This is a genomic window from Streptomyces sp. NPDC001634, from assembly GCF_040298185.1.
Lineage (GTDB): Bacteria > Actinomycetota > Actinomycetes > Streptomycetales > Streptomycetaceae > Streptomyces.
This window is the reverse complement of sequence record NZ_JBEOZU010000016.1, coordinates 110,990-124,520: the sequence shown is the minus strand read 5'-3', so window position 1 is coordinate 124,520 and position 13,531 is coordinate 110,990. Positions and strand designations below refer to the sequence as shown.

The 13,531-nt window shown below is 70.6% G+C and carries 12 protein-coding genes and 2 pseudogenes; 2 read left to right on the top strand and 12 right to left on the bottom strand.

The window, feature by feature from the left end:
- Positions 1-52 precede the first annotated feature (52 nt).
- On the bottom strand, positions 53-1,594 hold the full coding sequence (locus ABT186_RS13335; RefSeq protein WP_351925083.1) for a non-reducing end alpha-L-arabinofuranosidase family hydrolase: 1,542 nt from the start codon (positions 1,592-1,594) through the stop codon (positions 53-55).
- On the opposite strand from ABT186_RS13335, the pseudogene ABT186_RS13330 reads away from it, so the two are divergent.
- Positions 1,573-1,974 (top strand): annotated as a pseudogene (locus ABT186_RS13330) (amidohydrolase family protein); the annotation flags it as partial. The gene ABT186_RS13335 and the pseudogene ABT186_RS13330 overlap by 22 nt on opposite strands.
- A gap of 68 nt (positions 1,975-2,042) precedes the next feature.
- Here the strand turns inward: ABT186_RS13330 and ABT186_RS13325 are convergent.
- Positions 2,043-2,466, bottom strand: a pseudogene (locus tag ABT186_RS13325) (indole-3-glycerol phosphate synthase TrpC); the annotation flags it as partial.
- A 227-nt stretch (positions 2,467-2,693) separates the two neighbouring features.
- Entirely contained in the window at positions 2,694-4,043 is a 1,350-nt protein-coding gene (locus ABT186_RS13320; protein ID WP_351237439.1) for a ferredoxin reductase family protein, read from the bottom strand.
- A 454-nt stretch (positions 4,044-4,497) separates the two neighbouring features.
- Here ABT186_RS13320 and ABT186_RS13315 point away from each other — a divergent pair, with 454 nt between their 5' ends.
- Positions 4,498-5,604, top strand: coding sequence for a ricin-type beta-trefoil lectin domain protein (locus ABT186_RS13315; protein ID WP_351237437.1), 1,107 nt, complete (start codon positions 4,498-4,500; stop codon positions 5,602-5,604).
- A gap of 30 nt (positions 5,605-5,634) precedes the next feature.
- Here the strand turns inward: ABT186_RS13315 and ABT186_RS13310 are convergent, their stop codons facing one another.
- Genes ABT186_RS13310 through ABT186_RS13270 form a run of 9 tightly spaced genes read right to left on the bottom strand, consistent with a single transcriptional unit; the run spans position 5,635 to position 13,525 of the window.
- A complete protein-coding gene (locus ABT186_RS13310; protein ID WP_351237435.1) occupies positions 5,635-6,357 on the bottom strand; it encodes a FadR/GntR family transcriptional regulator in 723 nt (240 codons plus the stop codon).
- Entirely contained in the window at positions 6,348-7,361 is a 1,014-nt protein-coding gene (locus ABT186_RS13305) for an aldo/keto reductase (RefSeq protein WP_351237433.1), read from the bottom strand. The genes ABT186_RS13310 and ABT186_RS13305 overlap by 10 nt, the downstream gene beginning before the upstream one ends.
- Before the next feature lie 36 nt (positions 7,362-7,397).
- Entirely contained in the window at positions 7,398-8,435 is a 1,038-nt protein-coding gene (locus tag ABT186_RS13300) for a sugar kinase (protein ID WP_351925081.1), read from the bottom strand.
- Entirely contained in the window at positions 8,432-9,064 is a 633-nt protein-coding gene (locus tag ABT186_RS13295; protein ID WP_351925079.1) for a bifunctional 4-hydroxy-2-oxoglutarate aldolase/2-dehydro-3-deoxy-phosphogluconate aldolase, read from the bottom strand. Before ABT186_RS13295 ends, ABT186_RS13300 begins: the two co-directional genes overlap by 4 nt.
- Entirely contained in the window at positions 9,061-9,822 is a 762-nt protein-coding gene (locus ABT186_RS13290) for an SDR family NAD(P)-dependent oxidoreductase (protein WP_351222462.1), read from the bottom strand. Before ABT186_RS13290 ends, ABT186_RS13295 begins: the two co-directional genes overlap by 4 nt.
- Positions 9,819-10,862 carry a zinc-dependent alcohol dehydrogenase gene (locus ABT186_RS13285; protein ID WP_351925077.1) on the bottom strand — a complete coding sequence of 348 codons (1,044 nt, stop codon included), beginning with the start codon at positions 10,860-10,862 and terminating at the stop codon, positions 9,819-9,821. Before ABT186_RS13285 ends, ABT186_RS13290 begins: the two co-directional genes overlap by 4 nt.
- On the bottom strand, positions 10,859-11,296 hold the full coding sequence (locus tag ABT186_RS13280) for an RbsD/FucU domain-containing protein (RefSeq protein ID WP_030051921.1): 438 nt from the start codon (positions 11,294-11,296) through the stop codon (positions 10,859-10,861). Before ABT186_RS13280 ends, ABT186_RS13285 begins: the two co-directional genes overlap by 4 nt.
- The gene (locus ABT186_RS13275; RefSeq protein ID WP_351222457.1) at positions 11,287-12,189 is read right to left on the bottom strand and encodes an amidohydrolase family protein; all 903 of its coding nucleotides are present in this window, start codon (positions 12,187-12,189) and stop codon (positions 11,287-11,289) included. The genes ABT186_RS13280 and ABT186_RS13275 overlap by 10 nt, the downstream gene beginning before the upstream one ends.
- Positions 12,182-13,525 carry an L-fuconate dehydratase gene (locus ABT186_RS13270; RefSeq protein ID WP_351925075.1) on the bottom strand — a complete coding sequence of 448 codons (1,344 nt, stop codon included), beginning with the start codon at positions 13,523-13,525 and terminating at the stop codon, positions 12,182-12,184. The genes ABT186_RS13275 and ABT186_RS13270 overlap by 8 nt, the downstream gene beginning before the upstream one ends.
- Positions 13,526-13,531 lie beyond the last annotated feature (6 nt).

Below are 13,531 nucleotides of genomic sequence, written 5' to 3'. Positions count from 1 at the left end.
CGAGCGAGTTGCCCGGCGGGGTGACGTGGATGACCGGTGACGGTTCGGGCGGTCAGCAGGTGGAGTTGGTCTGCGTGAGAAGGCCCATCCGCCAGGGCAGCGAGTTGTAGTCACCGCCGGCGTTGGGGTCCACGCCTTGGTAGACGTACTGCATATGGCAGGGGTCGATGGGGAGGGTCTGGTCGTTGCCGGCGCGGACCATCTCGCCGTGGCTTATGTCCTCGGTCCAGGCGCCGCCCGGGAAGGTTACGTTGCTGCGGCCGGCGAAGGGTTCGTCCCACGTGTCGGCGAGGGGGGTCCAGCCGCCGGTCAGGCTGGTCGAGGTGAAGGAACGGAAGTAGCGCCGGCCCGTGGAGTTGCCGATGGCCTCCTGAATGAGCAAGTACTGGTTGCTGCCGGCGACCTTGTACACGTTGCTGGCCTCGAACAGGTTGTTCTTGGTGTCCGACATCACCATCTGCGTGTTCCCGAAACCGTTCGGGAAGTCCGCCAGGCTGGTCTCGGCACGGTAGAGGTGGCCGTTGTCGTCACTGAAGAACAGGTGGCAGTTTGCCGAGTCGCAGATGACCCAGAAGTCGATCCAGGTGCCGTTGCCCTTGTTCACGATCGGCGGCTCCTGGCTGATGAAGGTGCGGGGCGCGGACCACGACTTCGGGTCGGCGGGGTTGGTGCTGGTGGAGTAGGTGGGCGCAGGGGTCTGGTAGACCATGTACCACAGGTTCTGCGGCGCGAAGTAGAACACCTGGGGCGCGGCCCGGTAGCCCGGTCCCATCGGCGACTGGTCCAGGTACGAGGTTGGTGCCGACGCGGCCTGTGACCAGTCGCTGAAGCTGAACTGCTCCAGCCCGTAACCACAGTTCGGGCCCACGGCCGAGGCGAAGACCACCCACTGGCCGTTGTTGCGGATCACCGAGAAGTCCTTGATGGCCACGGTGTTGTGCTGTGCGTCCGGCTTCGGACCGGCCAGGGCGCCGCTGGAGGACCACCGGAACGTCGACGGCAGTGAGCCGCCACCGCTGCCGGAGCCGACGCGGACCAGTTGCCACTGCTGGTTGGCTCCGCCCCAGTCGGTGAACTGCACGACCTTGGCACCGTCCGCGGTCGAGGCGTTGTCCACCTCGACGGCCTTGCCGCTGTTGCGGTTGAGCAGACGGACGTAACCATCCGACGAGTCCGCCAGCCGGAACTGCTGGTTGACACCGTTCGCGTCGCTCCACTGCGCGATGTCCGCATGATCGGCAGTCGAGTAGTTGAGCACGTCCAGCACCTTGCCGGAGTGCTGCGCCTTGAGCCGGTAGTAGCCGCCGCCCGAGTCGACGAACTGGAAGTGCTGGTTGGCACCGCCTGTTTGGGGCCACTGCGTCACACTCGCCCCGTCGGCCGTGCTCGCATTCGCCACATCCAGCGCCTTGCCACTGCCCCGGTTGACCAGCACGTACCACGCGCTCGTGTCGACAGTGGCTGCCTGTGCCGTCCCGGCGGCGCCCAACCCGGTCAGGAGTGTTGCCATCAGGGTGGTCACCGCGGCGAGCACGGCCGTTCGCCTCCCGCGTCGCCACCACGGGACCCTGCATGCCGTACGCATGCCCGTCATCTGTGTCTCCTTCACTGCGCGCGGCTGCCTCGCCGCTGTGGGGGGCGCGCCCCGGGCCGGGCGGGACGTATCTGCGGTCGCTGCGCCATCTCGTCCAGGGCGAGACGGACCCGGAGTGGCTGCAACGACCCGACGTCGAACGCGGGTTGGCGGCCGCCCGGGACCGCGGACTCGGCTACGACGTGCTCGTCCGAAGCCACCAGCTCGACCAGGCGATCCGGCTGGCGGAACGCTTCCCCGACCTGCCCCAGGTGCTCGACCACGCGGGCAAGCCGGACATCGCCCGGCAGGAACTGGCTGACTGGGGACGTCAGGTGCAGCGGCTGGCCGCACACCCGCACGTGGTCTGCAAGGTGTCGGGGCTGATCACCGAGGCGGACCACAAGAAGTGGACCGTCGACGACATCCGCCCCGTGTGGGACGTCCTGCTCTCCGCCTTCGTCCAGCGACACGACCATGAGAAGCGCAAGATCGGCGCCGTGCGCGCGGGCCTCCCACAGCTGATAGGGGTCGACGATGAAGTCCTTGCGCAGGACGGGCACATCGACCCGGGCACGTACGGCGTCCAGATCGGCGAGAGAGCCGCCGAAACGCCTGCGCTCGGTGAGCACGCTGATCGCAGCGGCACCGCCGGCCGCGTACTGGGCCGCGAGGGACGCAGGGTCGGGGATGTCTGCCAGCGCCCCCTTGCTGGGGCTCTTTCGCTTCACCTCGGCGATGATGGACACCCCGGGCGCCCGGAAAGCGGGCAGCGGGTCGAGCGCGGGTGCCGGGTCCGCCACCCGGGAGCGCAGCTCCGCCAACGGCGTCGCACGCTTACGCTCTTCCAGGTCCTCGCGAACTCCCTCGAGGATCCCGTCCAGAACGCTCATCGTCATCTCCCTGTCGAATCGTCTGCGGCTGCGGACGTCCCCCCGGCTTGAATGAGGCCGTGCAGCACCCACATCCAAGTCACCAAAGTCGTGCTCAAAAGAAGTTGGTTGGCATTGATCATGGCCCGCGCACCGGCCCGCCACGGGGGCGCGGAAGTTGAACTTCTCGCGGATGACCCGTGAAGTGTCGTGCTCTTGGATCAGCAGCTGCAGGCAGGCGGCGGGGCTCAGGCCAGGCCGAACCGCTCGGCGTGCACTTGCCACTGGGGAACCTTCAGCCCGCGCAGGGCGCCGAGCACGGCCGAGGTCATCGTAGCCGGGCCGCAGACGTACACGTCGCGTTCGGTTATGTCGGGAACCAGGGCGCGGAGACTGTCCGGCTCGAACGGCTGGTTCCCTTCCCCCGTGCGGCCGGTGAGCAGGTGCAGCTGCCCACCGCGGTCCGCGACCAGGGCTCGTACCTCGTCGACCAGCACGGCGTCCTGCTCGCTGCGCACCCGGTAGAGCACGACGATGTCGCCGGCCGATTCCTCCTCCAGCAGGGCTCGAACCGGTGTGATCCCCACGCCTCCGGCGATCAGCAGTGCCCCGGGCCGCGTTCGATGCAACGAGGTGAATGCCCCGTACGGCCCCTCGACGAATGCGCGGCTTCCGACCGGGACATGCCGCAGGCCGGCGCTGGTGCTGCCGACCGCCTTGGCGGTCAGGCGCAACGTGCGGCCGTCGGGTGCCGCCGACAGCGAGAACGGATTCGCCTGCCACCAGTGGTTGTGCCCGGGGAACCGCCAGATGCAGAACTGGCCGGCATGGGCCGGCAGCCTGTCGAGGTGGCGGCCGGTGACGTGCACCGACACCACGTCGTCCGACTCCGGGACCACCGCGGTGACTTCAAATCGGTGGTAGGCGTTGCGCCACAGAGGCATGACGATCCGGCCCGTGACCAGGGCACCGAACGTGAACAGCCACAGGGCCCACCAGTAGATTTTCGCGGGCGCGGAAGCGCTGAAGGTCGTGGTCTCCTGCAACTGGTGGACGAACGACAGCCCCAACGCCAGGTACAGCAGCAGGTGCAGGCCGTGCCAGGTCTCGTAGCGCAGCCGCTGCCTCACATACCGGGCGGAGACCGCGGCGACCACGACGACGATCGCCGCGGCCCCCATCCCGAGCAGGGAGGCCGGTACTCCGGCCAGCGAGAAAAACGTCTTCGTCATCGACGCGTCATCGAGCTTCGCGAAGCCCAGCACCACCAGCACGGCGTGGGTGAGGATGGTCCACAGCAGGGTGAAGCCGACCCACCGGTGCCACACCGTCAACCGGTCCATGCCGATACGGCGGTCGAGCCACGGCAGCCGGGCCACCAGCAGCAGCTGGAACAGCGTCAGCACGGCGGCGTGCAGGCCGAAGAACTTGGCGACCGTGAGCACCCCGTTCTGGCCGGTCCCGGCGTTGAGGAACAAGACCTCGACGATCGCCAGGTTGACGATGACAAACGTCCACAGCGCCCACCGCGCCGCAACGACCGGAGGTACGGCGCGTTGCCGCCCTCCTGCCCGCACCTGTGAACTCGTCGCTTCCACCGCTTCCCCTCATGTCCATGTGACGCACTCGCGCCCGGCACGAATACGGAACTTGATGCAAAGAGCCTCGACCGCTCATGTGCCGCGGTCGGCACGTCGGCAGAGCGGACCACACCGTGCCTCAAGGGGTGCTCTCCGACCCCTTCGCAGACCTCTCGTGGCCGCCATCGCCCGGCACATTGACTGATTAACGCCTTAACCACAAGCGGCGGGGGCAGTGCGGCAGATTGCAGCAACAGACATGGGATGTTAACGGCCGGTACCAGAGAGGGAGGGATCGGCGAACAGGCCGCAGCGACAACGCCCTTGGGACCAAGCAGCACGACGCTGCCGTTGCATCGACGATCCTCATTTCTCGTATTCATGGGATGTTACAGCCGGGATCGTGGTATCCATACGGTGCGCGGCGATCAGGCCCGCTGATTCAGCAACCACTCGAAGAAGAGGACGCTGTATGAGAAAGTCCTGGGCTCTACCTCTGATCACGCTTGTCCCTGCCGCGCTCGGGGTGACAGCGGCCGGCGTGACCCCTGCCTCCGCTGCCTCGAACACCCCCTTGCGGGTCATGCCGTTGGGCGACTCCATCACCTGGGGCGTGGGAAGCAGTACGGGCAACGGCTACCGGGGGCCGTTGTGGAACGAGCTTGCGGCGGACGGCCATCCGCTGGACTTCGTCGGCACGCTGCGGGGCGGTTCGATGTCCGACCCCGACAACGAGGGCCACTCCGGATACCGCATCGACCAGATCGCCGCACTCGCCGACGCCTCGCTGACCCGCTACCGGCCCAACGTCGTGACGCTGCACATCGGTACCAACGACCTCAACGGGAGCTACCAGCCCTCCACCGCCACCGACCGGCTGAGGTCGCTGGTCGACCAGGTCACCGCCGCCGCCCCCGACGCAACCGTCCTCGTGGCCTCCCTGGTCGTGTCCACCAGCGGCTCGGAGGAGCAGTACCGTGCCGCGTACAACCAGGCCATCCCCCAGATCGTGAGGGACGAACAGGCCGCGGGCAAGCACGTCGCATACGTCGACATGAGCAGCCTGACCACGGCCGACCTGGCCGACACCCTGCATCCCAACGACTCGGGCTATCAGAAGATGGCCGACGCCTTCCATCGCGGCGTCCAGGCCGCGGACAGCGCGGGGTGGCTGAGGAACCCCGCCCCCGCCGCCGCACGCGTGCAGTCCGGCATCGCGGGCAAGTGCCTGGACGTCAACGGCGCCAACACCGCCGACGGGACCGTCGTCCAGACGTGGAGCTGCGGCGACGGTGCCAACCAGCTCTGGTCCGCCTACACCGACGGCACCCTGCGCTCGATGGGCAAGTGCCTCGACGCCTCCGGCTGGGGCACCGCCAACGGCACCAAGGTGCAGCTCTGGGCCTGCCACGGCGGCGCCAACCAGGTCTGGCAGCCCTACAACGGCGGCTACCGCAACCCCGCCTCCGGTCGCTGCCTGGACGTTCCGGACTCCTCCACGGCCGACGGCACGCAGCTCAACCTGTGGGACTGCAACGGCGGCTCCAACCAGAAGTGGACCACTCTGACCGCCGGATGACCCCCGTCATGGGCAGGCGGTGCCCGCCCGTCACTTCCCCGCTGTCGTCCCGAAGGAGAGGGGTTCGCCTGAGCGCAGGTGTTCCCTCAGCCACTGCTCGGTGTTGCTCACGTGCAGCAGTGCGGCGGCCTGGCTGAGGGTGGCGTCACGGGTGGACAGGGCGTTGAAGATCGCCTCGTGCTCGGCGAGGGTTCGGCCCGCGGCCTGGTCGTCGACCAGACCGCGCCAGATGCGGGCGCGCAGGGTGCGGCCGGAGATCCCTTCCAGGAGGGTGAGGAGGGTCTCGTTGCCCGTGGCCGAGACGACGGCGCGGTGGAAGGCGGCGTCATGGGCGTTGAGGCGTTCGACGTCGTCGCTGGCCTCGCGCATGGCGTCCAGGTGCCGCTTCACCTCGGTCAGCTGCTCATCGGAAATCCGCGTGGCGGCAAGGGCCGTGGCCACGGGTTCGAGGAGCCGCCGTACCTCCATGAGGTCCTGCAGGGCGACCGAGTCCCCCTGCAGCAGTTCCACCGCGCCGCCGAGCCCCTCCAGCAGCAGGCTCGGCTGAAGGCTGGTCACATACGTGCCGTCGCCCCGCCGCACCTCCAGGACCCGCGCGACGGCCAGCGCCTTGACCGCCTCGCGGGCGAGGTTGCGGGACAGGCCCAGCTGCGCGGCCAGGTCCGGCTCCGGTGGGAGCTTCGAACCCGGAGGCAGCGCACCGGTCCGGATCAGTTCACGGATCTGCTCGATGGCCTTGTCCGTCAGAGACACCGCACATCCCTCCCCCCACTGTGCCCCGCGAGCACGTCCGACCTGATCAGCCCCTGAGTGCGGAGATCGTCCCAAAGGCCGTCCGGGACTTGCTGATCATGGAGTTCCACGTTTCGTCCGACCTGTTCCGGAGTACGCATGCCGAGGGTGACGTTGATGATACTGGGATGGGTGTGCGGGAAGGCGATCGCGGCGGCGGGCAGAGTGGTCCCGTGTGCCTCGCAGACCTCGGCGATCGCCCGAGCGCGGACGACCAGAGCCGGCGGGGCATCCTGGTAGTCGTACTTCATGCCCTCGGCGGGCCGGTCGCGGGAGAGCAGTCCCGAGTTGAACACGCCCACCGCCACCACGCTCTTGCCGAGTTCCCGCGCGGCCGGGAGTACGTCGTCGAGCGCCGACTGGTCCAGGAGTGTGTAGCGCCCGGCCAGCATCACCACGTCGGCGGCCGTCTCGCGCAGGAAGCGGGCGAGCATCGCCGACTGGTTCATGCCGGCGCCGATCGCGCCGATCACGCCCTGGTCGCGCAACTCCGCGAGCGCGGGCATGGCCTCCTCGGCCGCCTGCCGCCAGTGGTCGTCCGGATCGTGCAGGTAGACGATGTCCAGCCGGTCCAAGCCGGTGCGCTGCAGTGTGTCCTCGATGGAGCGGAGTACGCCGTCGCGGCTGAAGTCCCACTGCCGGCGCAGGTCATCCCGTACGACGAAGCCCTCGGTGTCGACGCCGCGCGGCTCCTCGTTGGGCACGAGCAGTCGGCCCACCTTGGAGGAGACGACGTATTCATTGCGGGGCCGGTCCCGCAGGGCAGCGCCGAGGCGGCGCTCGGAGAGGCCGAGGCCGTAGTGCGGTGCGGTGTCGAAGTAGCGCAGGCCGGCCTCCCAGGCCGCATCGACGGAGGCGGTCGCGTCGTCGGCCGGGGTGACGCGGTAGAGGTTGCCGATCACGGAGGCCCCGAAACCGAGCTCGGTGAGTGAGACGGACGTGTTCTGGATCTTCCGCTGGTGCAAGACGTGCTCCTGGGATACGGGCGATGGGGGCGACGGTCAGCGTCTGACGTGGGGCGACCCGCCCTCGATGAGCGCCTCGACCTCGGCGAGCGAGGCCATGGAGACGTCTCCGGGCGTGGTCATGGTGAGGGCGCCGTGGGCGGTGCCGTAGGCCAGGGCGCGCTCCAGGCCGGTGCCGCTGAGCAGCCCGTGGATCAGACCGGCGGCGAAGGCGTCGCCGGAGCCGATGCGGTCCAGGACCTGCAGGCCGGGCATCCGCGGGCCGGTGACTAGGCCGGTATCAGCGGACCAGGCGGCCGAGGACCAGTCGTTGATCCCGGCCGAGGGCACGTCGCGCAGAGTCGTCGCCAGTACTTTCGCCTCGGGCAGCAGGCCGGCCACCTCGGCGAGCGCGTCCTGCACCTCGTCGGCCCCGACGCGCGCCTGTCCCGGGTACGTCCCGGCCAGGCCCAGGGCGCCCACCACGACGTCGGCGTACCGGGCGAGCCGCAGGTCGACCTCGCGAGCCGCGTCGGCGCCGCCCCGGCCGGCCCAGAGGCTGGGGCGGTGGTTGGGGTCGTAGGAGACGGTGACGCCGTGGCGGCGGGCCGCGGCCATGGCCTCGTCCGCGACGTCCACCGTGGTGTCGGACAGGCCGGCGAAGATACCGCCGGTGTGGAACCAGCGCACCCCGCCCGCGAAGACCGCGTCCCAGTCGACGTCCCCTTTGCGCAGCTGGGAGACGGCCGTGTGGGCGCGGTCGCTGACGCCCAGCGCGCCGCGGATGCCGTAGCCGCGTTCGACGAAGTTCAGCCCGTTGCGGGCGGTGCGGCCGATCCCGTCTGCGGGCACCCAGCGGATCAGCGAGGTGTCGACGCCGCCCTGGAGGATCAGGTCCTCGACGAGCCGGCCCACCGCGTTGTCCACGAGGGCGGTGACCACGCCTGTGCGCAGGCCGAAGCAGCGGCGCAGTCCGCGGACGACGTTGTACTCGCCACCGCCCTCCCATACCTGGAAGGAGCGGGCGGTGCGGATCCGTCCCTCCCCCGGGTCGAAGCGCAGCATCACCTCACCCAGGGCCACCACGTCGATCACGTCATGCTCCCTTCCACCGCGTCGGCGGTCAGTCGGCGGATCTCCTCGTAGTCGCCCCGGCCGAGGTGGTCGGTGGTGGCCATCCAGCTGCCGCCGACGGCCAGGACCGCCGGGTCGGCGAGGTAGGCGGCCATGCGGGAGGCGTCGATCCCGCCGGTCGGTACGAAGCGCGTCCCGGGGAAGGGGGCCGCCAGCGCTCGCAGTGTCCGCAGGCCGCCGAGCGGCTCGGCGGGAAAGAGCTTGACGGTCTCGAGGCCCGCCTTCAGGGCGCGCATCAGCTCGGTGGCGGTGGCGATACCGGGCACCACGGGCACACCCAGCGCCCGGCACTTGGCGACGACCTCCTCGTCGAAGCCGGGCGAGACCACGAAGCCGGCCCCGGCCGCCACGGCCCGCTCCGCCTGCTCGGGCGTGAGGACCGTGCCGGCGCCGACGGTGAGCCTCCCATCGGCGGCCATCGTCTTGAGCACCTGCTCGGCGCCGGGGGTGCGGAAGGTGACCTCGGCGCACCGGGCGCCGCCCGCGGCGAGCGCGTCGGCCAGCGGGCCGGCGGTCACGGTGGACGGCACGGTCAGCACCGGCAGGAGACGGGCTCCTGCCAGTACGGAGGTCAGGTCGGTCCCGCTCATCGGCCCAGCCATCCGCCGTCGACGGGCAGGACGACGCCGTGCACGTAGGCGGCGGCGTCCGAGGTCAGGAACACCGTGGCGCCGGCGAGGTCGTCGGCGTCGCCCCAGCGGCCGGCCGGGATCCGTTCCAGGATGGCTTTGCTGCGCACCGGGTCGTCCCGCAGCGCTTGGGTGTTGTCGGTGGCGATGTAGCCGGGCGCGATGGCGTTGACGTTCACCCCGTGCGGGGCCCACTCGTTGGCCAGCGCCTTGGTCAGACCGGCAATGCCGTGCTTGGCGGCGGTGTAGCCGGGGACCGTGATGCCGCCCTGGAAGCTGAGCAGCGAGGCGGTGAAGATGACCTTGCCCTGGCCGCGGGCCACCATCGCCGCTCCGACCGCCCGGGTCAGCGCGAACTGCGCGTTGAGGTTGACCTGGAGCACCAGCTCCCAGTCGGCGTCGCTGTGGTCGGCGGCCGGGGCGCGGCGGATCGTGCCCGCGTTGTTGACCAGGATGTCCACCGGGCGTTCCCGCCCGGCGAGGTCCGCGCCCAGGGCCCGTACGGCGGCGGGGTCGGCGAAGTCGGTGCGGATCGCCTCGAAGGTGCGGCCGGCGGCGAGGACGTCCTTCTCGACCGCGCTGCCGGACTCCTCCAGCGAGGCGCTGACGCCGATGATGTCCGCGCCGGCCTCGGCGAGCGCGCGGGCCATGGCCCGGCCTATGCCCCGCCGGGCTCCGGTGACGACGGCGAGCTTGCCGGTGAGGTCGAAGGCGGTCATACGGCCACTCCCTGGGCGTCGTCGGTGCAGTCCACGAGGATCTTCATCACGTCGCCGCCGCCCTCCAGGGCCTCGAAGGCGGCGGGCGCCTGCGTGAGGGGCACGACCTTGCTGATGAGGCGCTCGGCCGGGATCGTGCCGTCGGCCACCAGGGCCACCGCGCGCTCGAAGTCGGAGCGGTCGTACAACCGCGCGCCCACCAGGGTCAGTTCACGCCAGAAGAAGCGGTGCAGGTTGACCTCACGGGGCCGGGGGTGGATGGCGACGAGGCAGAGACGGCCACGCACCCCGAGGACGTCCACGGCCGTGTCCACGCCGGCCGCCGCGCCGGACACCTCGAAGGCGACGTCCGCGCCCGCGTCCCCGGTCCACTGCCGCACCAGTTCCGGCACGTCGTCGTCGGCCGGGTTCCACGCCGTCAGCCCCACCTCCTCGGCCAGCAGCCGACGGTGGGCGCTCAGCTCCACCACCCGAACCTCGGCGCCCGCGGCCCGTGCGACCAGCGCGATCAGGATGCCGACCGGCCCGCCGCCGACCACGACCACCTTCTCGCCCTCGGCGACCTGGGCGCGGCCCACGTCGTGCACGGCCACCGCGGTCGGCTCGACGAGCGCGGCCCGGTCCAGGGCGAGCGCCTGCGGCAGCCGGATGAGCGTCGAGGCGGGCACGATCCAGCGCTGCTGCATCGCGCCCGGGGAGTCGATGCCGATGAAGTCCAGGTGCTGGCAGACGTGTTGATGGCCGGCGCGGCAGGCCGGGCAGGTGTCGTCCCAGCGCAGCGGCATCACCGTGACCGCGTCCCCGGGCCGCCAGCCCTCCACGCCCGGCCCGACGTTCACGATCCGGCCGGACATCTCATGCCCCAGCACGGCGGGCGCCTGGACCCGGGCGTCCATGTCCCCGTGGAAGATGTGCAGATCGGTACCGCAGATACCGACAAAGGCGGGGGCCAGCTCCACCTCACCCGGACCGGGCTCGGGAGCATCGACGACCGCGGTGTCCAGGGTGCGGGCGGATGTGTAACGGACGGCGAGAGTCATCGTGTCGTCAGGGTCCCTTCAGCGCGGACGCCGATGGTCAGCAGCAGGTTGGCGTAGGTACGGGTGTCGGCGGTGACGATCGCCAGTGCCAGGTCGGGCGAGCGGGCGGCGTCGTAGAACTCGAAGCGGCCGAGCGTGTCGACCGGGAGGGGCGCCAGCATCGAGCGGTACTCGGCGATGGCGGGCGGCTCCGGTTCGCCCTCGGGCGGCACCATGACGTGGGCCGCCTCTACGGGCAGGGCGCGCAGCAGGACGTCGAGCACGGTGGTGACGTCGAGCAGGCCGGGGGCCAGGTTGAGGTGGACGGTCCTGGCGCGCTCGCCGGTGGCGGTGCTCGCGGGGTAGTGGCCGTCGGCGAGCAGGACGCGGGCGCCGTGTCCGGCTCCGGCCAGGGATTCGAGGATCCCGGGGTGAAGCAGTTCCGTCAGGAGCACGGTGTCCCCTCCTTCGTGGGGGCGGGCGTCAGGCGGTAGAAGGCGGTCGCGGTGCCGGCGAGCACCGCGTGGATCTCGGTGCCGGAGCAGCCGTCCAGGAGTTCCTCGACGGTGGCGGCCCAGCGGTTCCAGCCGCCCGCGAGGTCCGCGACCGGCCAGTCGGAGCCGAACATCAACCGGTCGGGGCCGAAGGCGGAGAGCAGGACGTCCCACACGGGGCGGATGTCGTCGACGGTCCACTTCTCGTGGTCCGCCTCGGTGATCAGCCCCGACACCTTGCAGCGGACCAGGGGATGCCTGGCCAGCATCCGCAACTGCTGTGCCCAGTCGGTCAGTTCCCCCCGCGCAACCGGCGGCTTGCCGGCGTGGTCCAGGACGAGCGGCAGCTCGGGGAGCCGTTCCGCGAGACGGATTGCCTGCGGGAGCTGGTGGCTGCGGATCAGCACGTCGTATCCGAGCCCGCGCTGCCCGACTGCCCGCAACCCCCTTTCCACGTCCGGCCGTTGGAGCCAGTACGGATCGGACTCGCCCTGCACAAGGTGGCGTACGGACCGCAGGTACCGGCCCGCAGGCCCGGTCCGCAGGTCGTCCAGTACGTCGCCGATCGCGGGGGACGTCAGGTCCGCCCAGCCGACCACGGCCCCGATCAGCGGGTCGCTGTCGGCCAGGGCGAGGAGGTCGCGGGTCTCGGGCACGGAGGCGACGCACTGGACGACCACCGTGCTCGTCAGTCGCCGTCCGGCGATCGGCCGGGTCGCGGCCGATCGCAGGTCGTGCGCACGGAAGGTGCGGCGGATCGGCTCATGCCCGGGCTCGTCCAGCCAGGGCTGCGGCCGGACGTCCAGGTCCCACACGTGGTGGTGGGCGTCGACGAGGGCCTGGGCGTCAGACACGGGCGGTCCAGATGGGGCCGTCGGGGTAGGCGTACTCCTTGAGGGACTCGGGGTGCATCTGCGCGCTCAGCCCGGGCAGTGTCGGCGCGAGGTAGTGGCCGTCGACGATGCGCACCGGGTCGACGAAGTGCTCGTGCAGGTGGTCGACGTACTCGATGACACGGTCCTCGGTGGTGCCGGAGACGGCGACATAGTCGAACATCGACAGGTGCTGGACCATCTCGCACAGGCCCACGCCACCCGCGTGCGGGCAGACCGGCACGCCGAACTTCGCGGCGAGCAGCAGGATGGCGATGTTCTCGTTGACGCCGCCGACCCGCGCGGAGTCGATCTGCACGATGTCTACCGCGCCGGCCTGGAGGAGCTGCTTGAAGACGACCCGGTTGGCGATGTGCTCGCCGGTGGCGACCTTGATGGGGCTGACGGCCTGGCGCACGGCGGCATGGCCAAGGATGTCGTCGGGCGAGGTGGGCTCCTCGATCCAGTACGGGTCGTACGGCGCCAGTGCGCGCATCCAGTCGATCGCGGCCTGGACGTCCCATCTCTGGTTGGCGTCGACGGCGATGCGGATGGAGTCGCCGACCGTCTCGCGCGCGGTGCGCATGCGCCGTATGTCGTCCGCCAGGTCCGCGCCGACCTTCAGCTTGATCTGGGTGAAGCCGTCGGCGACGGCCTCGCGGGCGAGGCGGGACAGCTTCGCGTCGGAGTAGCCGAGCCAGCCGGGGGTGGTGGTGTAGGCGGGGTAGCCCTGGTCGAGCAGGCGGCCGATGCGCTGTTCGCGGCCGGGCTCGGCGCGGCGCAGGATCTCCAGCGCCTCCTCGGGGGTGAGGGCGTCGGACAGCCAGCGGAAGTCGACCTGCGCGACCAGGTCCTCGGGCGACATCTCGCCGAGGAAGCGCCACACGGGCTTGCCGGCCCGCTTGGCGGCGAGGTCCCAGGCGGCGTTGACGACCGCGCCGGTGGCCATGTGGATGGCGCCCTTCTCCGGGCCCAGCCAGCGCAGTTGCGGGTCGTGAACGAGGGAGCGGGAGAACGTGCCGAGGTCGGCGCAGACTTCGTCGACCGACAGGCCCACCACGTGCGGGGCGAGAGCGGCGATGGCGGCGGCCTGGACGTCGTTGCCGCGGCCGGTGGTGAAGGCCAAGGCATGGCCCTCCAAGCCGTCGCCCGCGTCGGTGCGCAGCACGACGTAGGCGGCGGAGTAGTCGGGTTCGGGGTTCATCGCGTCCGACCCGTCCAGGTGCTCGGACGTCGGGAAACGCACGTCCAGCACGTCCAGGGCGGTGATGCGGGCCAAGGCAGGGGATGCCTGGGAAGAGGACAGGGCGGATGACATGGGGGC